We start from the raw sequence: 22,854 nt of genomic DNA, 5'->3' as shown, positions 1-22,854 counted from the left end.
GAGGACTCGGTAATGATATGCGCCGATGCTACAATGTACGCCGACTAATGTTAACCCTCTGGAGCTGTTAGTGTCCTCATTGCCGGTCGCCGTCGTTCTTCCTGACCTTCTCGCTGCCTTACATCATGCCCCGCAGGTTTTGCTGAATGCCCCGACGGGTGCGGGGAAGTCCACCTGGCTGCCGCTGCAGATTCTGAAAGACGGGAACATCAGCGGGAAAATTATCCTGCTGGAGCCGCGCAGGCTGGCCGCGCGCAACGTGGCGCAGCGTCTGGCGGAACTGCTGAATGAAAAACCGGGCGAAACGGTAGGTTACCGGATGCGCGCCGAGACCTGCGTGGGGCCGAGCACGCGCCTCGAAGTGGTCACCGAGGGTATTCTCACCCGCATGCTGCAAAACGATCCGGAGCTCACCGGCGTCGGGCTGGTGATCCTGGATGAATTCCACGAGCGCAGCCTGCAGGCGGATTTGGCCCTCGCGCTGTTGCTGGACGTTCAGCAGGGACTGCGTGACGATCTCCGGCTGCTGATTATGTCGGCCACGCTGGATAACGAGCGGCTACGGCAGGCGCTACCCGATGCACCGGTCATCAGCTCTGAAGGGCGGGCGTTTCCGGTTGAACGCCGCTATCAACCGCTTCCCTCCCACCAGCGTTTTGACGAGGCGGTCGCCATTGCCACCGCTGAGCTGCTGCGCCAGGAGCCCGGTTCCCTGCTGCTGTTTTTGCCGGGTGTCGGTGAAATCCAGCGCGTGCAGGAGCAGCTTTCTACCCGCGTAGGCGGTGATGTGCTGCTGTGTCCGCTCTACGGCGCGCTGTCGCTCCAGGATCAGCGTAAAGCCATCCTTCCGGCCCCGGTGGGGCAGCGCAAGGTGGTGCTGGCAACCAACATTGCTGAAACCAGTTTGACCATTGAAGGGATTCGCCTGGTGGTGGATAGCGCCCAGGAGAGGGTGGCAAGCTTTGACCCGCGCACCGGGCTGACTAAACTTCTGACGCAGCGCATTAGCCAGGCGTCGATGGTGCAGCGCGCGGGCCGCGCGGGGCGTCTTGAACCGGGTATCTGCCTGCATTTGACCAGCGCGGAACAGGCTGAACGCGCTGCACAGCAAAGCACGCCGGAAATTTTACAAAGTGATTTGTCGGGCCTGGTGATGGATCTGCTTCAGTGGGGCTGTCCGGATCCTGGGCAGCTTACCTGGCTTGATTCTCCGCCTGCCGTGAATCTCGCCGCTGCGCGCAATCTGCTGACCCAGCTTGGCGCGCTGGAAGGCGAACGTCTGACGGCGCGCGGCCAGAAAATGGCGGCGCTGGGCAACGATCCGCGTCTGGCCGCAATGCTGGTGGCCGCGCTGAGGGACGATGAAATTGCCACGGCGGCTAAACTGGCGGCTATTCTTGAGGAGCCGCCGCGCGGTAGCAGCAGCGATCTGGGGCAGGCGTTTTCGCGTAACCAGGGGAACTGGCAGCAGCGGGCGCAGCAGCTCGGTAAACGGCTTAACAGCCGCGGCGGCGTACCAGACAGTGAGAGTATTCCCCGGCTGCTGGCGCAGGCTTTCCCGGACAGGATTGCGCGTCGGCGCGGGCTGGACGGTCGCTACCAGCTGGCAAACGGCATGGGAGCGATGCTGGACAGCGATGATGCCCTGACACGTCACGAGTGGCTGATTGCGCCGCTCCTGCTGCAGGGGAGTCACTCCCCGGATGCGCGTATCCTGCAGGCGATTGCCATAGATATTGACGCCCTGACCCGTACCTGTCCGCAGCTGCTTCAGCAATCGGACATCGTCGAGTGGGATGATGCCCAGGGTACGCTGAAGGCGTTTCGGCGTAGCCAGATTGGTAAACTGACCCTCGGGACGAAGCCGTTGGCGAAGCCGTCGGAAGAAGAGCTTCATCAGGCTATGCTGAACGGCATTTGGGAAAAAGGATTAGGCGTGCTGAACTGGTCACCAGAGGCTGAACAGTATCGTCTTCGCCTGCATTGTGCCGCACGTTGGCTGCCGGAGTATGCCTGGCCCGCAGTCGATGATGAGACATTGCTGGGCTCTCTGGAGCGTTGGCTGCTGCCGCAAATGCACGGTGTTCACTCGCTTCGGGCGCTGAAAGCCCTTGATGTTAAAGTCGCGTTACAGAATTTACTGGACTGGTCATTACGTCAACGTCTGGATAGTGAACTGCCAGGGCATTACACTGTGCCCACCGGAAGCCGGATTGCCATCCGTTATCATGAGGATAATCCGCCGGCGCTGGCGGTTCGGATGCAGGAGATGTTTGGTGAGGCCACCACGCCGTCCATTGCGGAAGGGCGTGTGCCGTTAGTGCTTGAGCTGCTGTCGCCTGCGCATCGTCCATTACAAATCACCCGAGATTTGGGGGCGTTCTGGGCGGGAAGCTACCGTGAAGTGCAAAAAGAGATGAAGGGGCGATACCCCAAACATATCTGGCCGGACGATCCGGCGAATACGGCGCCGACGAGGCGGACGAAGAAATATTCCTGAAAGGGATGTGCGGCCTGATGCCCTCACCCCAGCCCTCTCCCACAGGGAGAGGGAGAAAACAAATTTTGAGAGATTTCTTCTTTCACAGGCCTGTGAAAGAAAAGAAAATCTGGCCTTTGCGCCTGAAAGTTGCGGAGAAAAAGCATGGCGGGGAATGACCGCGAGCCAATAGGACGTAAGGGAAAACCAACGCGTCCGGCGAAAGAAAAGGTAAGCCGTCGTCGCCTCAGAGATGAGGACTATGACGATGACTATGAAGACGATTATGAGGATGAAGAACCGATGCCGCGTAATGGAAAAGGCAAAGGGCGTAAGCCTCGGGGCAAGCGCGGCTGGTTCTGGCTGCTGCTGAAGCTGTTCATTGTTTTTGTCGTGCTGATGGCGATTTACGGCGTGTATCTGGATCAGAAGATCCGCAGCCGTATCGACGGTAAAGTCTGGCAGTTACCTGCGGCAGTATATGGCCGTATGGTGAACCTTGAGCCAGATATGTCCATCACGAAGAACGAGATGGTTAAACTGCTCGAAGCCACCCAGTATCGTCAGGTGTCAAAAATGACGCGGCCTGGCGAATTTACCGTGCAGTCCAGCAGCATTGAGATGATCCGTCGTCCGTTTGATTTCCCGGACAGCAAAGAGGGGCAGGTGCGCGCGCGTCTGACCTTTGACGGCGATCGTCTGGATACCATCGAGAACATGGATAACAACCGTCAGTTCGGTTTCTTCCGTCTCGATCCGCGTTTGATCACCATGCTTTCGTCAGCAAACGGCGAGCAGCGCCTGTTCGTGGCGCGTAACGGCTTCCCGGATCTGCTGGTCGATACCCTGCTGGCGACTGAAGACCGCCACTTCTACGAGCATGATGGCATCAGCCTCTACTCGATTGGTCGTGCGGTGTTGGCTAACCTGACTGCCGGCCGTACCGTACAGGGCGCGAGTACGCTGACCCAGCAGCTGGTGAAGAACCTGTTCCTCTCCAGCGAACGTTCTTACTGGCGTAAAGCGAACGAAGCCTACATGGCCGTGCTGATGGATGCGCGCTACAGCAAGGATCGCATCCTTGAGCTGTACATGAACGAGGTGTACCTCGGTCAGAGCGGCGATAATGAAATCCGCGGCTTCCCGCTGGCGAGCCTGTACTACTTTGGTCGTCCGGTGGAGGAGCTGAGCCTGGATCAGCAGGCGCTGTTGGTGGGCATGGTGAAAGGCGCGTCCATTTATAACCCGTGGCGTAACCCGAAACTGGCGCTGGAGCGTCGTAACCTGGTGCTGCGTCTGCTGCAACAACAGCAGGTGATTGACCAGGAGCTGTACGACATGCTGAGCGCACGTCCGCTTGGCGTTCAGCCGCGCGGCGGTGTGATTTCGCCTCAGCCTGCGTTTATGCAGCTGGTGCGTCAGGAGCTGCAAAGCAAGCTTGGCGATAAGGTCAAAGATCTCTCCGGCGTGAAGATCTTCACTACCTTTGACTCCGTGGCGCAGGATGCGGCAGAAAAAGCGGCGGTGGAAGGCATTCCGGCGCTGAAGAAACAGCGTAAGCTCTCCGATCTTGAAACCGCGATGGTGGTGGTTGATCGCAACTCCGGCGAAGTGCGTGCGATGGTGGGCGGTGCCGAGCCGCAGTTTGCAGGCTACAACCGTGCCATGCAGGCGCGTCGCTCGATCGGTTCTCTGGCAAAACCGGCGACCTATCTCACAGCCCTGAGTCAGCCAAACCAGTATCGTCTGAATACCTGGATTGCTGATGCGCCGATCTCCCTGCGCCAGCCTAACGGCCAGGTGTGGTCACCGCAGAACGATGATAAACAGTTCAGCGGTCAGGTGATGCTGGTGGATGCGTTAACGCGTTCCATGAACGTACCAACCGTTAACCTGGGCATGTCGCTGGGACTGCCAGCGATTGTCGACACCTGGCAAAAACTGGGCGTATCGAAAGATCAGCTGCACCCGGTGCCGGCAATGATCCTCGGCGCGCTTAACCTGACGCCGATCGAAGTCGCCCAGGCGTTCCAGACCATTGCCAGCGGGGGGAACCGCGCACCGCTGTCTGCCCTGCGTTCGGTGATTGCCGAAGACGGTTCCGTGCTGTATCAGAGCTTCCCGCAGGCCGAGCGTGCCGTTCCTGCTCAGGCGGCCTATATGACGCTGTGGACCATGCAGCAGGTTGTCCAGCGTGGTACCGGGCGTCAGCTGGGGGCGAAGTATCCGGGTCTGCATCTGGCGGGTAAAACCGGGACCACCAACAACAACGTTGATACCTGGTTTGCCGGTATTGATGGCCGCGAAGTGGTGATCACCTGGGTAGGCCGCGACAACAACCAGCCGACCAAACTGTACGGGGCGAGCGGGGCGATGTCGATTTACCAGCGCTATCTGGCCAATCAGTCACCGGTGCCGCTGAACCTCGTTGCGCCGGAAGATATCGTGGATATGGGCGTGGACAGCTCCGGTAACTTTGTCTGCGGTGGCGGAATGCGTACCCTGCCGGTCTGGACAACCAACCCGGATTCCCTGTGCCAGCAGAGCCAGCCTGAACAGCCGACGGGCAACCCGTTCGATCAGTCTTCTCAGCCACAGCAGCCGCAGCAGCAACAGCCGCAGCAGCAGAATGAGAAGAAAGACAGCGATGGCGTAGCCGGCTGGATTAAGGACATGTTTGGCGGAAACTAACTTTTAAAGCCCTCTTCCCCGGAAGGGGGCTTTTTTTACCCGTAAACCTCATTTCGTTAACCCTCACTTTAACTCTGATTAACCCTTCGTTTTCTCTTGTCTATTTCTTAAACCCTTAATTCTCGTAGGGCCGCTTACTGCTTGCTATGCAACCCGCGTTTCGCATATTATTCTGGCGCTCATAATAATAATTCTCGTTTACGTTATCATTCACTTTTCCATCAGAGAAACATCATGGCGCTTTCCAATACTGCTCAGCCAATGAACACGTCGCTGCGTAAACTCGCGGTCGTCGTCGCCACAGCGGTTGCCGGCGTGTCCGCGTATGCTCATGCGGCAGAAACACCAAAAAAAGAAGAAACCATTACGGTAACCGCAGCACCTGCGGCACAGGAAAGTGCCTGGGGACCGGCGGCGACCATCGCTGCACGGCAATCGGCGACCGGGACCAAAACGGATACTCCGATTCAAAAGGTTCCACAGTCTATTTCCGTGGTTACCGCTGAAGAGATGGCGCTGCACCAGCCACGCTCGGTGAAAGAAGCCCTGAGCTACACGCCGGGTGTTGCGGTGGGTACCCGTGGCGCGTCTAACACCTATGACTACCTGGTCATTCGCGGTTTCGCGGCCGACGGTCAGACCCAAAATAACTACCTCGACGGTATGAAGATGCAAGGCAACTTCTATAACGACGCGGTGATTGACCCTTATATGCTGGAGCGTGCTGAGATCATGCGCGGTCCGGTTTCGGTTCTCTACGGCAAAAGCAGCCCTGGCGGCTTGCTGAACATGGTCAGCAAGCGCCCAACCACCGAGCCGCTGAAAGAAGTTCAGTTCAAAATGGGCACTGACAGCCTGTTCCAGACCGGTTTTGACTTCAGCGATGCGATCGACGATGACGGCGTTTACTCTTACCGCTTAACGGGCGTTGCACGTTCGAACAACTCGCAGCAGGAAGGCAAAGGTGAGCAGCGTTATGCCATCGCGCCTTCTTTCTCCTGGCGTCCGGATGATAAAACCACCTTCACGTTCCTCTCATACTTCCAGAACGAGCCTGAGACAGGCTACTACGGCTGGCTGCCAAAAGAGGGAACGGTTGATCCGCTGCCAAATGGCGATCGTCTGCCGACGAACTTCAACGAAGGCGCGAAGAACAACACCTACTCCCGTAACCAGAAAATGGTGGGATACAGCTTCGACCACGCCTTCAACGATACCTTTACCGTGCGCCAGAACCTGCGCTTTGCTGAGAACAAAACCTCGCAAAACAGCGTATACGGCTATGGTGTCTGTACCGACCCGGCGAACAGCGGCAACAAGCAGTGCGCGACGTTAGCGCCATCGGACAAAGGCCATTATCTGGCGCGTAAATACGTTGTCGATAATGAAAAACTGCAGAACTTCACCGTTGATACTCAGCTGCAGAGCAAATTCGCTACGGGTGAGGTGGACCACATCCTGCTGACCGGCGTTGACTTTATGCGTATGCGTAACGACATCAACTCCTGGTTTGGCTATGACGACTCTGTTCCGCTGCTGGATCTCTACCATCCGGTGAACAGCGATTTTGATTTTGGTGCAAAAGACCCAGCAAACTCCGGCCCGTATCAGATCCTTAACCGTCAGAAACAGACGGGACTCTACGTTCAGGATCAGGCGCAGTGGGATAAGGTCCTGGTAACCCTGGGCGGCCGTTATGACTGGGCCGATCAGGAATCCTACAACCGCGTGACGAACACCACTTCCAAACGTGATGACACCCAGTTCACCTGGCGCGGCGGCGTTAACTACCTGTTTGATAACGGTGTCACCCCGTACTTTAGCTACAGCGAATCGTTTGAACCGGCTTCGCAGACCGATGCCCAGGGTAAACTGTTCTCGCCTTCCAAAGGCAAACAGTACGAAGCGGGCGTGAAATACGTACCGAACGATCGTCCGATCGTTGTTACCGGTGCGGTATACCAGCTGACCAAAACCAACAACCTGATGGCGGACCCGGCGGGCTCCTTCTTCTCCGTTGAAGGCGGTGAAATCCGCGCGCGTGGCGTAGAGCTGGAAGCGAAAGCGGCCCTCTCTGCAAGCGTGAACGTCGTCGGCTCCTATACCTATACCGATGCGGAATACACCACCGATACGAACTACAAAGGCAACACGCCAGCTCAGGTGCCAAAACACATGGCATCCGTTTGGGGTGATTACACGATGTTTGATGGCCCACTGTCTGGCCTGACGCTGGGTACCGGCGTGCGTTACACGGGCTCCAGCTATGGCGATCCGGCGAACTCCTTCAAGGTGGGCAGCTACACCGTTGTCGATGCGCTGGTCAGATACGATCTGGCACGCGTTGGCATGGCAGGCTCGAACGTGGCGCTGCACGTGAACAACCTGTTCGATCGTGAGTACGTTGCCAGCTGCTTCAACACCTACGGCTGCTTCTGGGGTGCTGAACGTCAGGTTGTTGCTACCGCGACCTTCCGCTTCTAATCTCTGTCCGGGCACGGTTCGTCGTGCCCTTTTTATTTAAGTTGGCTGATATGCAGGATAATCAAACGCAACCCGATACCACCTTCACGCTCAACCATCTCTCCTTTCGCGTACCCGGGCGCACCTTGCTGCATCCGCTCTCTTTGACGTTCCCCGCAGGTAAAGTCACTGGCCTGATTGGTCACAACGGTTCCGGTAAGTCCACGCTGCTCAAGATGCTGGGGCGCCATCAGCCGCCTTCAGAAGGCGATGTTCTGCTGGATGACCAACCGCTGGAGAGCTGGAGCAGTAAAGCCTTTGCGCGCAAAGTGGCCTATCTGCCGCAGCAGCTGCCGCAGGCGGAAGGAATGACGGTGCGTGAGCTGGTGGCGATTGGGCGTTATCCGTGGCACGGGGCGCTTGGACGATTTGGCGTGGCCGACAGAGAGAAGGTGGAAGAGGCGATTGCGCTGGTCGGGCTAAAACCGCTGGCGCACCGTCTGGTGGATAGCCTGTCCGGCGGCGAACGTCAGCGCGCGTGGATTGCGATGCTGGTGGCGCAGGACAGCCGCTGTCTGCTGCTGGATGAACCGACCTCTGCGCTGGATATTGCGCATCAGGTCGACGTTCTGGCGCTGGTGCACCGCTTGAGCCAGCAGCGCGGTTTGACGGTCATTGCGGTTCTGCACGATATCAACATGGCCGCGCGTTATTGTGACTACCTCGTCGCGCTGCGCGGGGGCGAGATGATTGCCCAGGGAACGCCGTCCGAGCTGATGCGTAGCGAAACGCTGGAACATATTTACGGTATTCCGATGGGTATTCTGCCTCACCCGGCCGGGGCTGCACCGGTGAGCTTTGTCTACTGATGCTCGATAACACACGCATTAGCCGCCGTCGCCTGCTGACGGCGATGGCGCTCTCACCGCTGCTGTTAAAAATGAATACGGCGCGTGCTGCCGCCGTCGATCCGCACCGCATTGTCGCTCTGGAGTGGCTGCCGGTCGAGCTGATGATGGCGCTCGGCGTCACGCCCTACGGCGTGGCGGACATTCCTAACTATAACCTCTGGGTGAACGAGCCGAAGCTGCCGGAGTCGGTGATCGACATCGGCCTGCGGACGGAGCCAAACCTCGAGCTGCTCACCCAGATGAAACCCTCGTTCATGTTCTGGTCCGCGGGCTACGGTCCGTCAGAGGAGACCATGGCGCGCATTGCGCCCGGACGTGGATTCGCCTTCAGTGACGGTAAAAAACCGCTGGCCATGGCGAAAAGCTCGATTAACGAGATGGCGCGTTTCCTCAACCGCGAGGTCGAGGCCAAAAAACATCTCGACGAATTTGATGCCCTGATTGACTCCCTGAAGCCGCGCTTTGCTCACCGGGGCGATCGTCCGCTGCTGATGGTGACGCTGCTGGATGCCCGCCATATGCTGGTTTTCGGTAAAAACTGCCTTTTCCAGGAGGTCCTCGACAGCTTCGGCATTCGTAATGCCTGGGAAGGGGAGATGACGTTCTGGGGCAGTACCGCCGTGGGTATCGATCGTCTGGCGGCGTTTCGCGACGTGGATGTGCTGTGCTTCGATCACGGCAACGAGCGCGCCATGCAAACCCTGATGGCGACGCCGCTCTGGCAGGCGATGCCGTTTGTGCGTGAGCAGCGCTTCCAGCGCGCCCCGGCGGTCTGGTTCTACGGCGCGACGCTGTCGGCCATGCATTTTGCCCGCGTGCTGGATAACGCGCTGGGAGGTAAAGCATGAGTACGCGTATCGCCCGCTTCCCGGCGCTGCTGCTATCCCTGCTTTTTCTGGTTGCGCTGGTATTAACCGGGTTCAACCTCTCGACGGCGTTACCCCGCACGCAGTGGGGGGCCGCGCTGGCCTCGCCGGATATCGATAATATTCAGCAGATGCTGTTCCACTACAGCCTGCTGCCGCGTCTGGCGATCTCCCTGTTAGTCGGCGCCGGTTTAGGGCTGGTGGGCGTGCTGTTCCAGCAGGTTTTGCGTAACCCGCTGGCAGAGCCAACCACGCTCGGCGTCGCGACCGGCGCACAGCTTGGGATCACCATTACCACGCTGTGGGCGCTGCCGGGTGCGTTAACCTCGCAGTTTGCGGCACTCGCGGGGGCGTGCGTGGTAGGTGCGCTGGTCTTTGGCGTGGCCTGGGGCAAGCGTCTTTCGCCGGTAACGCTTATCCTGGCCGGGCTGGTGGTGAGCCTCTACTGTGGGGCGATCAACCAACTGCTGGTGCTGTTCCACCACGATCAGCTGCAAAGCATGTTCCTGTGGAGCACCGGCACGCTGACCCAGACCGACTGGAGCGTGGTGCAGCGCCTGTGGCCGCAGCTGGCTGGCGGTGTTGTGCTGACGCTGCTGCTCCTGCGTCCTCTTACGCTCATGGGGCTGGATGATGGCGTGGCGCGTAACCTGGGGCTGGCGCTGTCGCTGGCTCGCCTGGCGGCGCTGACGCTGGCAATTGTATTGAGCGCCCTGCTGGTGAACGCGGTCGGCATCATCGGGTTTATCGGCCTGTTTGCGCCGCTGCTGGCGAAAATGCTCGGGGCGCGTCGTTTACTGACGCGTCTGATGCTGGCGCCGCTGATTGGGGCGCTGATCCTCTGGCTTTCCGATCAGCTTATTCTCTGGCTGGCGCAGGTCTGGCGGGAAGTCTCCACCGGCTCTGTGACCGCGCTTATCGGGGCGCCGCTGCTGCTGTGGCTGCTCCCGCGGCTGCGCAGCATGAGTGCACCGGCGATGGACGCGGGCGATAAAGTCTACGCTGAACGTCGGTCGGTGCTTTGGTTTAGCCTTGCCGGTCTGGCGGTGCTGATTATCGCCTCGTTCGCGGCGCTCTCATTTGGACGCGATGCCGCGGGCTGGCACTGGGCAACGGGTGATTTGCTCAATGAACTGCTGCAGTGGCGCTGGCCGCGTATCGTCGCTGCGCTGATCGCCGGGGTGATGCTGGCGGTGGCGGGGTGCATTATTCAGCGTCTGACCGGCAACCCGATGGCGAGCCCGGAAGTGCTTGGGATCAGCTCTGGCGCCGCCTTTGGCGTGGTGCTGATGCTGTTCTTCGTGCCGGGCAATGCGTTTGGCTGGCTGATGCCTGCCGGCAGTATCGGCGCGGCAGCCACGCTGATGATTATCCTGATAGCCGCCGGTCGCGGCGGGTTTTCGCCGCACCGCATGCTGCTGGCCGGGATGGCGCTCAGCACCGCGTTTACGATGCTGCTGATGATGCTGCAGGCAAGCGGCGATCCGCGTATGGCGAAGATACTGACCTGGATTTCCGGCTCGACCTACAACGCCACCGGAAGCCAGGTGGTCTGGTCCGGGATGGTGATGCTCGTGCTGCTGGCGATGGTGCCGCTGTGCCGCCGCTGGATGACCATTCTGCCGCTCGGCGGCGAAACCGCGCGTGCGGTGGGGATGGCGCTGACGCCAGCGCGCGTGGCCTTACTGCTGCTGGCGGCGTGCCTGACGGCGACGGCAACCCTGACGATTGGACCGCTGAGTTTTGTGGGGTTAATGGCGCCGCACATTGCCAGAATGATGGGGTTCCGCCGGACGATGCCGCATATCGTCATGTCGGCCCTGACGGGCGGGGTGATGCTGGTGTTCGCAGACTGGTGCGGAAGAATGGTGCTGTTCCCGTATCAGATCCCGGCGGGTCTGCTGTCGACCTTTATCGGTGCGCCGTACTTTATTTATCTGTTGAGAAAGCAGAGCCGGTAGTCAGGTGCGGCCTGATGCCCTCACCCCAGCCCTCTCCCACAGGGAGAGGGAGAACATCGTAGGCCGGGTAAGCGTTAGCGCCACCCGGCAATGACCTTAGAGCTTCGCAAACACCTTACGCGCCGCGTCGATGGTGTTATTGATATCTTCTTCGCTGTGCGCCACGGACATAAAGCCCGCTTCGAACGCGGACGGTGCCAGATACACGCCTTCTTCCAGCATCAGGTGGAAGAAGCGCTTGAAGCGCTCAACGTCGCACTTCACCACTTCCTGATAGCAGGTCACGGTTTTCGCATCGGTGAAGAAGATCCCGAACATGCCGCCCACGTGGTTAACCACCAGCGGAATACCGGCTTCCTCTGCCGCTTCAAGCAGTCCGTTTGCCAGCTGCGTCGTCAGGTCGGTCAGGGTTTCGTGAATGCCTGGCTGGGCCACTTCGGTCAGGCAGGCAAAGCCCGCGGCCATGGCGATGGGGTTACCGGAGAGCGTGCCCGCCTGGTAAACAGGGCCGGTTGGCGCCAGGGCTTCCATCACGTCCTTACGACCGCCGAATGCGCCGACCGGCATGCCGCCGCCGATGATTTTGCCGAGGCAGGTCAGGTCCGGCTCAACGCCGTAGTAAGACTGGGCACCCGCCAGCGCTACGCGGAAGCCGGTCATCACTTCATCGATGATCAGCAGCGCGCCGAACTCGTCGCACAGGGCGCGCAGGCCCGGCAGGAACTCAGGCTGCGGTGGGATGCAGTTCATGTTGCCCGCAACCGGCTCAACGATGATGCAGGCGATCTCCTGCGGATACTGCTCGAACGCCGCGCGAACGGTGTCCAGATCGTTGTAGGTGCAGGTCAGGGTATGCTTAGCGAAATCGGCCGGTACGCCAGGTGAGTTTGGCTGGCCGAGCGTCAGCGCGCCGGAACCGGCTTTCACCAGCAGGCAGTCCGCATGGCCGTGGTAGCAGCCTTCAAACTTGATGATTTTATCGCGACCGGTAAAACCGCGCGCCAGGCGGATGGCGCTCATGGTGGCTTCGGTACCGGAGTTCACCATACGCACCATGTCCATGGTAGGCACCAACTCGGTCACCAGCTCTGCCATTTTCACTTCCATTTCGGTTGGCGCGCCGAAACTCAGGCCGCGCTGGGCAGCTTCAATCACCGCATTACGAATAGCCGGGTGGTTGTGCCCCAGCACCATCGGGCCCCAGGAGCCGACATAATCGATATAGGCTTTGCCATCGACATCATACAGATACGCGCCGTCAGCACGTTCGATAAACAGCGGCGTACCGCCCACGCCGGTGAAGGCGCGCACAGGTGAGTTCACGCCACCCGGAATAAGCTCGCGGGCTGCACTGTAGAGGTTTTCAGACTTGCTCATGGCGTCGTTCCTGGTTCGTATAAAATGATTAAGCCCACTATTCTAAGTGATTCGGGGAAGGTTATGAAATTTTTAGCCGGGTAATGCTTTAAGATTTGTTAAGTAATTTTCAGGAGACGGTGGGGCTGTCTCTGGTAAAATCCTCGCGGCTTTTTGTATGACGAATAAGAACAGGACATGAAATCAGATTCTCCGTCTTTTGAAGAACAACAGTTTACGCGCGCCCGGCACCGGGTCAGTATTCGGCGGCTGCTCAATCGCGATAAAACGCCGCTGGCGATCCTGCTGGCCGCTGCCGTGGTGGGGACTCTCGCGGGGCTGATTGGCGTGGCGTTTGAAAAAGCGGTTAATGCCGTACTCAACTGGCGAGTGGGCACCGTGGCCGGTTTCGCCGATAGCGAATGGCTGGTCTGGGTTTGGGCATTTGGGCTGTCTGCGCTGTTTGCCATGGTGGGGTATTTTCTGGTGCGTAAATTCGCGCCGGAGGCGGGCGGGTCGGGCATCCCGGAAATTGAAGGTGCGCTGGAGGAGCTGCGTCCGGTGCGCTGGTGGCGGGTGATTCCGGTTAAATTCATCGGCGGCATGGGTACGCTGGGCGCAGGCATGGTACTTGGCCGGGAAGGGCCCACGGTACAGCTGGGGGGGAACGTCGGCCGCATGGTGGGCGATCTGTTTCGGATGCGAAGCGCCGAAGCGCGCCATACGCTGCTGGCTACCGGTGCGGCGGCGGGGCTGTCGGCGGCGTTTAACGCGCCGCTGGCGGGCATTTTGTTCATTATCGAAGAGATGCGCGCGCAGTTTCGCTACAACCTGATCTCCATTAAAGCGGTGTTTACCGGCGTCATTATGTCGAGCATCATCTTTCGCCTCTTTAACGGCGAAGGGGCGGTCATTGAGGTGGGTAAACTGACCAACGCACCGGTTAACACCCTGTGGCTTTACCTGATCCTCGGCATGATTTTTGGCGTGGTGGGGCCGCTGTTTAACACCTTTATCCTGCGCGCTCAGGATATGTTCCAGCGCATTCACGGCGGGAACACCACGAAATGGGTGCTGATGGGCGGCCTGCTGGGCGGAATGTGTGGCGTGCTCGGGTTTATCGAGCCGAATGCCGCAGGCGGCGGGTTCGGGCTGATTCCCATTGCGGCGGCGGGGAATTTCAGCGTGGGTCTGCTGCTGTTCATGTTTATCTCCCGCGTCATCACGACGGTACTCTGTTTTTCCTCCGGCGCGCCCGGCGGGATATTTGCCCCGATGCTGGCGCTGGGGACCTTGCTGGGCACCGCGTTTGGAATGGCGGCTGAAGTGGGTTTTCCCGCCTATCATCTTGACGCCGGGACCTTTGCCATCGCCGGAATGGGAGCGCTGCTGGCCGCATCCCTGCGTGCGCCGTTGACCGGGATCGTGCTGGTGCTGGAGATGACGGACAATTACCAGCTCATTTTGCCAATGATCATTACCTGTCTCGGCGCGACACTATTAGCCCAGTTCCTGGGTGGAAAGCCGCTATACTCCACCATCCTTGCGCGTACTCTGGCAAAACAAGAGGCGGAACGGGCCGCAGCGCAGAATACTTGAATGAATTACCAGGGTATTAGATAATGACACAAAGAATTGGGTGAATTTTACCCAATCGCAGTAGCAGTATTCATGGGAGCATATGATGAGTGATGATGTAGCGTTGCCGCTGGAATTTACCGAAGCAGCAGCCAACAAAGTGAAAACCCTGATTGCAGACGAAGACAATCCGGATCTGAAACTGCGCGTCTATATTACCGGTGGCGGCTGCAGCGGCTTCCAGTATGGTTTTACCTTTGACGATCAGGTTAACGATGGCGATATGACTATCGAGAAACAGGGCGTTGCGCTGGTGGTTGACCCGATGAGCCTGCAATATCTGGTGGGCGGTTCGGTGGATTACACCGAAGGTCTGGAAGGTTCGCGCTTTGTGGTGACCAACCCGAACGCAACAAGCACCTGCGGGTGTGGTTCTTCGTTCAGTATTTAAGAGGATGTGGGCTGATGCCCTCACCCCGGCCCTCTCCCACAGGGAGAGGGAGAAAAGACTAAAAACGGTAACCGTCAGGTTACCGTTTTGCTTTTACCGGTCATCCAGCGCAAACGTCGGCAGCTTCAGGTGCCAGCGTATCGCCGCTAAACGTATCACCAGCGTCACGACCATCCCCAGCATCGCGGCGTTTTCCAGCGGAAGTGCAAACGTGTAGTACGCGGTCGCGTGGACAATGCCCCCCGCGATACAGGCCGTCGCGTAAATTTCAGTACGCAGGATCATCGGTACTTCACGCGCCAGAATGTCGCGAATGATCCCACCACCCACGCCGGTTAATACGCCCATACAGATTGCCACCATTGGACCGGTACCCGCATTAAACGCCTTATTGACGCCAATACCGACAAACACGGCCAGACCGACGGCATCCAGTACCGGCAATATCCATTTGGGTAATCTGCGGGGCTGGCGAACCAGCACAATGGTTAACAGACAGGTGACCATCGCGACCACCAGATCGGTAGGATCTTTCACCCAAAACACCGGGCCATTCGCCAGCGCCATATCGCGGATTGTCCCGCCACCGACGGCGGTCACGACCCCAAGCACCAGCACGCCAAACGGATCCATGCGTAGTTTTCCGGCGAGCAGGACGCCGGAGATAGCAAAAACGGCTGTGCCAAGAATATCCAGCCAATAAACGAGCATCGTTAAATCCTCGAAAAGGGTCTTATGTTAGTGACTCTCTGCCAGCGCGGCACAGAGCTGTTTTGCGGCGAGGATAATACGCGGGCTGGCGCGTTCAAACCAGTCGCTGTTAAGGGGAATTACCGGTATTTTTAGCTGCCGTTGCCAGAATTGTTCAATTTTGGGAATTTCGCTCGCATTTCCGACCACGACGATAGCCTGCGGCTGGCGCGCCAGGACCTGTTCACGGCTAACCTGGGGCCACGGCACCCGGCTGGCTGCAAAGATGTTTTCACCGCCACAGACTTCCAGCACCTGGTTCTGAATCGACCCTTTTCCGGTGGTGAACAGCGGCTGGCTGCCAAACTGCAGGAAGATGCGCTTTTTAACAGGGGTATCGTATCGGGATTTCAGCGCGGCATAGTCGCTCAGCATCTGTTTCGCCGCCGCCTCGGCTTTTTTGGGCGTAGGGCTATAGGGTGCCAGGGCGCGTAGCGCCTGAGCGACTTGCTCAATGCTGACGGCATCAATCCACATCACTTTTATGCCAAGCGAGGTGAGCTGGTTGACCTGCCGCTCGGCGTTACCGCCGCGCCAGGCCAGCACGAGATCCGGTTTAAGCGCCACGATGCGCTCAAGGTTCATCCCTTGCCAGGTGGCGACTTGTTCAATTCCCGCGGCCTGCGGCGGATAATCCGAATAGCTACTCACGCCAACGGGCGTGATCCCGGCGGCAAACGCCAGTTCCGTATTTGCGGGAGAGAGTGTAATCACGCGCGGTACAGCATAGAGCCACAGCGGTGCGAGAAGAAGCAGGGCGGCCAGCGCCCTGACGGTATGTTTAGCCACGTGCCAGATTCTGCACCAGGCGTTCCACCATCACGGTGGACTGTTTTGCCGCAACGGTCAGGAACTCGTCGAAGCTGATGTGGGACTGCTGGTCTGCCACGTCAGAGATGGCGCGAACCACCACGAACGGTACGCTGAAGTTATGGCAAACGTGCGCAATCGCGGTCGCTTCCATCTCAACGGCAACCGCCTGAGGGAAGTTATGACGGATTTTCGCCAGCCCAACGGAGCCGTTGATGAAAGCATCACCGCTGACAATCAGACCGCGTACCGCGTTGAGGTTGAGTTCTGCGATGCAGGTCTCCGCCGCCGCAATCAGTTTGTCGTCAGCTTTAAAAGCAGCAGGGCAGCCCGGGAGCTGACCGTACTCGTAACCGAACGCGGTGACGTCAGCATCGTGGTAACGCGCTTCGTCGGAGACAACGATATCACCCACCTTCAGCGTCGGCGCCAGGCCGCCCGCAGAGCCGGTATTAACGATCACGTCCGGCTTGCAGCGCTCAAGCAGCAGGGTTGCACCCAGCGCAGCTGCCACTTTACCGATGCCTGATTTCAGCAGAGCCACGTCAACACCGTTCAGCTGGCCGGTGTAGATCTCACAACCACCAAGAGAGAGGGTCTGACGGTTCTCAATTTTGTCACGCAGTAGCGTAACTTCTTCTTCCATTGCACCAATAATGCCGATTTTCATAGATTTACTCGCGATGTGCCTTGTTAAGATGCATAGTCTATCATGCGGTTAAGGGGAAACGCATTCTCACGCGGGGGAGCACATGGCACCAATCGATTTTCGCACCAAAATTAACTGGCACCGACGTTTCCGTTCGCCGCAGGGCGACAAGAGCGAACATGAGATCCTGCGTATCTTCGAAAGCGATCGCGGGCGGATCATTAACTCGCCAGCCATCCGCCGTCTGCAGCAAAAGACCCAGGTCTTTCCGCTTGAGCGTAACGCCGCGGTGCGCACGCGCTTAACCCACTCCATGGAGGTGCAGCAGGTCGGGCGCTACATTGCCAAAGAGATTTTAAGCCGTCTCAAAGAGCAGCGCTTACTGGAAACCTATGGTCTGGACGAGCTGACGGGGCCTTTTGAGAGCATCGTTGAGATGGCCTGCCTGATGCATGACATCGGCAACCCGCCTTTCGGCCACTTTGGTGAGGCGGCGATCAATGACTGGTTTAAGCAGCGGCTTTACCCTTCGGATGCGGTAAGCCAGCCGCTGAGCGACGACCGCTGTATCGTACGCGATTTACGCCTGCGTGAAGGCGAAGAGGGGCTGAACGATCTGCGACGCAAAGTGCGCCAGGATTTGTGTCACTTCGAGGGCAACGCGCAGGGGATCCGGCTGGTCCACTCCCTGATGCGCATGAACCTGACCTGGGCACAGGTCGGCTGCATTCTGAAATATACCCGCCCCGCGTGGTGGATGGGAGATACGCCCGCGTCCCACAGCTATTTAATGAAAAAACCGGGCTATTACCTTTCCGAAGAGGCCTATATTGAACGGCTACGTAAAGAACTTTCATTGACGCCAAACGGCCGCTTTCCATTGACCTGGATTATGGAAGCCGCCGATGATATTTCCTATTGCGTGGCCGATCTGGAAGATGCCGTTGAGAAAAGAATCTTCAGCGTTGAGGAGCTTTATCAGCATCTTTATGCGGCTTGGGGTACTCATGAAAAAGGCTCGCTGTTTGCGCAGGTTGTCGAAAATGCCTGGGAAAAATCGCGCTCAAATACATTAAGCCGTAGTACAGAAGACCAGTTCTTTATGTATTTGCGGGTCAATACATTAAATAAACTGGTGCCGTATGCGGCGTCGCGCTTTATTGATAATTTACCGCTCATCTTCAGCGGGGAATTCAACCACGCGCTGCTGGAAGATGACAGCAGTTTCAGTCAACTCCTTGAGCTTTATAAACATGTGGCGATGCGGCATGTATTTAGCCATCCGGATGTCGAGCAGTTAGAGCTGCAGGGTTATCGGGTAATCAGTGGGTTACTGGAAATTTATTCCCCGTTGCTCCAGCTGTCGGTCGACGAGTTCAGCGAGCTGGTGGAACACGAGCGCGTGCGCAGAATACCTATCGAATCGCGGCTTTATCAGAAACTCTCTACCCGGCATCGTCTGGCGTATGTCGAAGCGATTGGCAAGCTGGATCGCCACTCTTCCCAATGGCCGGTGATGGAATATTATTATCGCAGCCGTCTAATCCAGGACTATATCAGCGGCATGACGGATTTGTATGCCTGGGATGAATACCGCAAGCTTATGGCGGTGGAATAATCCCGGAGTTTTGTAAAGACGGCCAATAAATTTTTACCTTTTCCATAAACTTATCGCCGGAACTAAGCGGTATAAAACGAATCTGAGTTACACAGCAATTTTGCGTTACCTGTAAATCGAGATTGAGAAACATGAAAAAAACCACATTAGCAATGAGTGCACTGGCTCTGAGTTTAGGTTTAGCGCTGTCTCCTCTGACTGCTACTGCAGCTGAGACCGCGTCGTCGGCAGCAACCGCGCAGCAGATGCCAAGCCTGGCACCGATGCTCGAAAAAGTGATGCCATCGGTGGTGAGTATTAACGTTGAGGGCAGTACGACCGTCAATACGCCGCGTATGCCGCGTAACTTCCAGCAGTTCTTCGGTGACAACTCGCCGTTCTGCCAGGACGGTTCGCCATTCCAGAGCTCTCCGTTCTGTCAGGGCGGTGGTGCTGGGGATGACAGCCAGGGCGGCGGCCAGCAGCAGAAATTCATGGCGCTTGGCTCGGGGGTAATCATTGATGCAGCGAAAGGCTATGTCGTCACTAACAACCACGTTGTCGATAACGCGAACAGCATTAAGGTTCAGCTGAGCGATGGCCGTAAGTTCGACGCCAAAGTGGTGGGTAAAGACCCGCGCTCCGATATCGCGCTGATCCAGATCCAGGATCCGAAAAACCTGACGGCGATTAAAATTGCCGACTCCGACGCGCTGCGCGTGGGCGACTATACCGTGGCGATCGGTAACCCGTTCGGTCTGGGTGAAACCGTGACCTCGGGTATCGTCTCTGCGCTGGGCCGTAGCGGCCTCAATGCCGAGAACTATGAAAACTTCATCCAGACGGATGCGGCGATCAACCGCGGTAACTCCGGCGGTGCGCTGGTGAACCTGAACGGTGAGCTGATCGGTATCAACACCGCGATCCTGGCACCGGACGGCGGCAACATCGGGATCGGCTTTGCTATCCCAAGTAACATGGTGAAAAACCTTACCGCGCAGATGGTGCAGTATGGCCAGGTAAAACGCGGCGAGCTGGGTATCCTCGGGACTGAGCTGAACTCCGAACTGGCTAAGGCGATGAAAGTTGACGCCCAGCGCGGGGCATTCGTCAGCCAGGTGATGCCGAACTCCTCCGCGGCGAAAGCGGGCATTAAAGCGGGGGATGTGATCACCTCCCTGAACGGTAAGCCGATCAGCAGCTTTGCCGCCCTGCGTGCCGAAGTGGGCTCAATGCCGATTGGCAGCAAAGTGACCCTCGGCCTGCTGCGCGACGGTAAGCCGGTTAACGTGAGCCTGGAGCTGCAGCAGAGCAGCCAGAATCAGGTAGATTCCAGCACTATCTTCAGCGGCATTGAAGGTGCCGAGATGAGCAATAAAGGCGCAGACAAAGGCGTGGTGGTGAACAACGTGAAAGCGAATTCACCGGCAGCCCGTATCGGCCTCAAAAAAGGCGATGTGATCATGGGCGCTAACCAGCAGCCGGTGAAAAATATCGCTGAACTGCGCAAGATCCTCGACAGCAAGCCTTCCGTGCTGGCGCTGAATATCCAGCGTGGTGATACCTCGCTTTATCTGCTGATGCAGTAAACCTCTAAAGCCCCTGTTCGCAGGGGCTTTCTCTTTTCTGTGATTCTTGCCACAACTCCATACTTCTCCCTCTCTCTTTGTGCATTCGCACAATGCAGCCGTCGCTGAACTTCCCTATGCTTGAGCTCTGCTCACGGGAGGGTTCTATGGCTGGCTGGCATCTTGATACCAAAATGGCGCAGGATATCGTGGCGCGCACCATGCGCATCATTGATACCAATATCAACGTGATGGATGCCCGCGGGCGCATTATTGGCAGCGGCGATCGCGAGCGTATTGGGGAATTGCACGAAGGCGCGCTGCTGGTGCTTTCCCAGGGGCGGGTCGTGGATATCGACGATGCGGTAGCGAAACACCTGCACGGCGTCCGTCAGGGCATCAATTTACCGCTGCGCCTTGAAGGCGAGATTGTGGGGGTCATCGGCCTGACCGGCGAGCCCGAGTCACTGCGAAAATACGGTGAGCTGGTCTGTATGACGGCAGAGATGATGCTGGAGCAGTCGCGCCTGATGCACCTGCTTGCCCAGGACAGCCGCCTGCGTGAAGAGCTGGTGATGAACCTTATTCAGGCGGAAGAGCACACGCCCGCGCTCAGCGAATGGGCGCAGCGTCTGGGGATCGATCTGAACCAGCCGCGCGTGGTGGCGGTCATTGAGGTCGATAGCGGCCAGCTGGGCGTAGACAGCGCGATGGCCGAGCTGCAGCAGCTGCAAAATGCGCTGGCCACGCCGGAGCGCGATAACCTGGTGGCGATCGTTTCTCTGACGGAAATGGTGGTACTCAAACCGGCGCTCAACGCGTTCGGCCGCTGGGATGCGGAAGATCATCGTCGTCGCGTGGAGCTGCTGATCTCCCGGATGAAGGAGAATGGTCAGCTGCGTTTTCGCGTTGCGCTGGGCAACTACTTTACCGGGCCGGGCAGCATCGCCCGCTCCTGGCGTACCGCGCGCACCACCATGATGGTGGGCAAGCAGCGGATGCCGGAGAGTCGCAGCTATTTCTATCAGGACCTGATGCTGCCGGTGCTGCTCGACAGCCTGCGCGGGGGCTGGCAGGCCAATGAGCTGGCACGGCCATTAGCGCGTCTGAAAGCCATGGACAATAACGGCCTGCTGCGCCGCACATTGCAGGCATGGTTCCGTCATAACGTGCAACCGCTGGCGACGTCAAAAGCACTGTTTATTCACCGCAATACCCTGGAGTATCGGTTAAACCGAATTTCAGAGCTGACGGGGCTGGATCTGGGGAATTTCGACGACAGGCTGCTGCTGTATGTGGCGCTGCAGCTGGATGAACAGCGATAAGGGTTTCACCCTCTCCCTGTGGGAGAGGGCCGGGGTGAGGGCATCAGGCCGCACTCAACTTATTTGTTGCGGGTTAACTTCTCAAGATCCGCTTCAATCTCGCTGATCTTGTTGGTCACAACGCTTTCAAGGTGACGCAGATCGTCAAGGATCTTGCGCTTGAGATCGACTTCGGTGCGGTCGCGCTGGCAGATCTGATCGAGTTCATCGATCACATATCGCAGGTTAGGGCTGATTTCCTGTACTTCTTTGTATCCCTGTCCTACACCGTCAGCAACAACGGTCTTACGCTGGCGTGGATATTTAAACTTCACGCTTTTGGCGAAAAACTCTCCTTTGTCCTTGTGAAAATAGATTTTCAGAATATCGTTATTGGCTTCCTGACGGAGGCTGTAACGATCAATTTCATCAGGATTGGTAATGCCCAGACTTTTCAGATTATCGTACATAGCGGTACCCTTGATCTCAACATAACCTTTGAATAATTAACGAAAAAATCTATTTTCGCCACTCTCAGATACAAAAAAAGCGGGGTTGCCCCCGCTTTTTGTTATACCCGATTAATCGATGGTGCGCAGCAACTCGTTGATGCCCACTTTACCGCGCGTTTTCGCATCCACTTTCTTCACGATAACCGCACAGTACAGGCTGTATTTACCATCTTTTGACGGCAGGTTGCCGGAAACCACCACGGAGCCCGCCGGAACGCGACCGTAGTGAACTTCGCCGGTTTCACGGTCGTAAATACGGGTGCTCTGACCGATGTAAACGCCCATGGAGATCACGGAGCCTTCTTCAACGATCACGCCTTCAACCACTTCAGAGCGCGCGCCGATGAAGCAGTTGTCTTCGATGATGGTCGGGTTAGCCTGCAGTGGCTCCAGAACGCCACCGATGCCCACGCCGCCGGACAGGTGAACGTTTTTACCGATCTGCGCGCATGAGCCAACAGTCGCCCAGGTGTCAACCATGGTGCCTTCGTCAACGTAGGCACCGATGTTCACGTAGGATGGCATCAGCACGGTATTACGTGCGATGAAGGCGCCCTGACGCACAGCCGCAGGTGGCACCACGCGGAAGCCTTCTTTCTGGAAACGCGCTTCGTCGTAGTCAGCGAATTTCATAGGGACTTTATCGAAGTAGCGGCTTTCAGCTCCGTCGATAACCTGGTTATCGTTGATACGGAAAGAGAGCAGCACGGCTTTCTTCAGCCATTGATGAGTGACCCACTGACCGTCGATTTTTTCTGCCACGCGCAGCGCGCCGGAATCCAGCAGGGAAATCACCTGGTTTACCGCTTCACGGGTCACGGTATCCACATTTGCCGGGGTAATCTCGGCGCGACGCTCAAAAGCGGACTCAATAACGTTCTGTAACTGCTGCATTGTTTACTCTTTCC

The 22,854-nt window shown here is 57.8% G+C and carries 17 protein-coding genes; 11 read left to right on the top strand and 6 right to left on the bottom strand.

What is annotated here, in order from left to right; genetic code table 11:
• Positions 1 to 70 precede the first annotated feature (70 nt).
• From hrpB to fhuB, 6 genes are all read left to right on the top strand, one after another.
• Positions 71 to 2,500 carry an ATP-dependent helicase HrpB gene (gene hrpB / locus OTG14_RS13505; RefSeq protein WP_267215226.1) on the top strand — a complete coding sequence of 810 codons (2,430 nt, stop codon included), beginning with the start codon at positions 71 to 73 and terminating at the stop codon, positions 2,498 to 2,500.
• Positions 2,501 to 2,644: 144 nt separating this feature from the next.
• On the top strand, positions 2,645 to 5,170 hold the full coding sequence (gene mrcB / locus OTG14_RS13500) for a bifunctional glycosyl transferase/transpeptidase (RefSeq protein WP_267215225.1): 2,526 nt from the start codon (positions 2,645 to 2,647) through the stop codon (positions 5,168 to 5,170).
• 234 nt (positions 5,171 to 5,404) lie between these two features.
• The gene (gene fhuA / locus OTG14_RS13495; RefSeq protein ID WP_267215224.1) at positions 5,405 to 7,654 is read left to right on the top strand and encodes a ferrichrome porin FhuA; all 2,250 of its coding nucleotides are present in this window, start codon (positions 5,405 to 5,407) and stop codon (positions 7,652 to 7,654) included.
• A 50-nt stretch (positions 7,655 to 7,704) separates the two neighbouring features.
• Positions 7,705 to 8,502 carry a Fe3+-hydroxamate ABC transporter ATP-binding protein FhuC gene (fhuC, locus tag OTG14_RS13490; protein WP_267215223.1) on the top strand — a complete coding sequence of 266 codons (798 nt, stop codon included), beginning with the start codon at positions 7,705 to 7,707 and terminating at the stop codon, positions 8,500 to 8,502.
• Entirely contained in the window at positions 8,502 to 9,392 is an 891-nt protein-coding gene (gene fhuD / locus OTG14_RS13485; protein WP_267215222.1) for a Fe(3+)-hydroxamate ABC transporter substrate-binding protein FhuD, read from the top strand. Before fhuC ends, fhuD begins: the two co-directional genes overlap by 1 nt.
• On the top strand, positions 9,389 to 11,371 hold the full coding sequence (gene fhuB, locus OTG14_RS13480) for a Fe(3+)-hydroxamate ABC transporter permease FhuB (protein WP_061715949.1): 1,983 nt from the start codon (positions 9,389 to 9,391) through the stop codon (positions 11,369 to 11,371). Before fhuD ends, fhuB begins: the two co-directional genes overlap by 4 nt.
• Before the next feature lie 96 nt (positions 11,372 to 11,467).
• Here the strand turns inward: fhuB and hemL are convergent, their stop codons facing one another.
• Positions 11,468 to 12,748, bottom strand: coding sequence for a glutamate-1-semialdehyde 2,1-aminomutase (gene hemL, locus OTG14_RS13475; protein WP_048990257.1), 1,281 nt, complete (start codon positions 12,746 to 12,748; stop codon positions 11,468 to 11,470).
• Positions 12,749 to 12,925: 177 nt separating this feature from the next.
• Between hemL and clcA the strand changes: the two genes are divergently transcribed.
• Together clcA and erpA are read left to right on the top strand one after the other, a co-directional pair.
• Positions 12,926 to 14,326 carry a H(+)/Cl(-) exchange transporter ClcA gene (gene clcA, locus OTG14_RS13470; protein WP_267215221.1) on the top strand — a complete coding sequence of 467 codons (1,401 nt, stop codon included), beginning with the start codon at positions 12,926 to 12,928 and terminating at the stop codon, positions 14,324 to 14,326.
• An 85-nt stretch (positions 14,327 to 14,411) separates the two neighbouring features.
• Entirely contained in the window at positions 14,412 to 14,756 is a 345-nt protein-coding gene (erpA, locus tag OTG14_RS13465; protein WP_013095643.1) for an iron-sulfur cluster insertion protein ErpA, read from the top strand.
• 93 nt (positions 14,757 to 14,849) lie between these two features.
• Here the strand turns inward: erpA and OTG14_RS13460 are convergent, their stop codons facing one another.
• Genes OTG14_RS13460 through mtnN form a run of 3 tightly spaced genes read right to left on the bottom strand, consistent with a single transcriptional unit; the run spans position 14,850 to position 16,986 of the window.
• On the bottom strand, positions 14,850 to 15,467 hold the full coding sequence (locus OTG14_RS13460; protein ID WP_024907514.1) for a TRIC cation channel family protein: 618 nt from the start codon (positions 15,465 to 15,467) through the stop codon (positions 14,850 to 14,852).
• A 27-nt stretch (positions 15,468 to 15,494) separates the two neighbouring features.
• Positions 15,495 to 16,295: a vitamin B12 ABC transporter substrate-binding protein BtuF gene (btuF, locus tag OTG14_RS13455; RefSeq protein WP_024907515.1), complete on the bottom strand. Its 801-nt coding sequence runs from the start codon at positions 16,293 to 16,295 to the stop codon at positions 15,495 to 15,497.
• Positions 16,288 to 16,986, bottom strand: a complete 699-nt coding sequence (mtnN, locus tag OTG14_RS13450; RefSeq protein ID WP_024907516.1) for a 5'-methylthioadenosine/S-adenosylhomocysteine nucleosidase — start codon at positions 16,984 to 16,986, stop codon at positions 16,288 to 16,290. The genes btuF and mtnN overlap by 8 nt, the downstream gene beginning before the upstream one ends.
• An 82-nt stretch (positions 16,987 to 17,068) precedes the next feature.
• Here mtnN and dgt point away from each other — a divergent pair, with 82 nt between their 5' ends.
• The 3 genes from dgt (at position 17,069) to cdaR (ending at position 21,455) form a co-directional block, all read left to right on the top strand.
• The gene (gene dgt, locus OTG14_RS13445) at positions 17,069 to 18,583 is read left to right on the top strand and encodes a dGTPase (RefSeq protein ID WP_024907517.1); all 1,515 of its coding nucleotides are present in this window, start codon (positions 17,069 to 17,071) and stop codon (positions 18,581 to 18,583) included.
• A 131-nt stretch (positions 18,584 to 18,714) separates the two neighbouring features.
• Positions 18,715 to 20,151: a serine endoprotease DegP gene (degP, locus tag OTG14_RS13440; protein ID WP_024907518.1), complete on the top strand. Its 1,437-nt coding sequence runs from the start codon at positions 18,715 to 18,717 to the stop codon at positions 20,149 to 20,151.
• Positions 20,152 to 20,297: 146 nt separating this feature from the next.
• Positions 20,298 to 21,455, top strand: a complete 1,158-nt coding sequence (gene cdaR, locus OTG14_RS13435) for a DNA-binding transcriptional regulator CdaR (RefSeq protein ID WP_023334570.1) — start codon at positions 20,298 to 20,300, stop codon at positions 21,453 to 21,455.
• A gap of 59 nt (positions 21,456 to 21,514) precedes the next feature.
• Here cdaR and OTG14_RS13430 read toward each other — a convergent pair whose 3' ends face one another.
• Both OTG14_RS13430 and dapD read right to left on the bottom strand, forming a co-directional pair.
• On the bottom strand, positions 21,515 to 21,904 hold the full coding sequence (locus tag OTG14_RS13430; RefSeq protein ID WP_008501916.1) for a DUF3461 family protein: 390 nt from the start codon (positions 21,902 to 21,904) through the stop codon (positions 21,515 to 21,517).
• A 111-nt stretch (positions 21,905 to 22,015) separates the two neighbouring features.
• Positions 22,016 to 22,840: a 2,3,4,5-tetrahydropyridine-2,6-dicarboxylate N-succinyltransferase gene (dapD, locus tag OTG14_RS13425; protein WP_008501915.1), complete on the bottom strand. Its 825-nt coding sequence runs from the start codon at positions 22,838 to 22,840 to the stop codon at positions 22,016 to 22,018.
• Between the last annotated feature and the right edge of the window lie 14 nt (positions 22,841 to 22,854).

Origin of the sequence: Enterobacter pseudoroggenkampii (assembly GCF_026420145.1) — a bacterium.
GTDB classification, from domain to species: domain Bacteria; phylum Pseudomonadota; class Gammaproteobacteria; order Enterobacterales; family Enterobacteriaceae; genus Enterobacter; species Enterobacter pseudoroggenkampii.
Note: the sequence above shows the minus strand (reverse complement) of the source record. Positions and strands in the feature narration are given on the sequence as shown.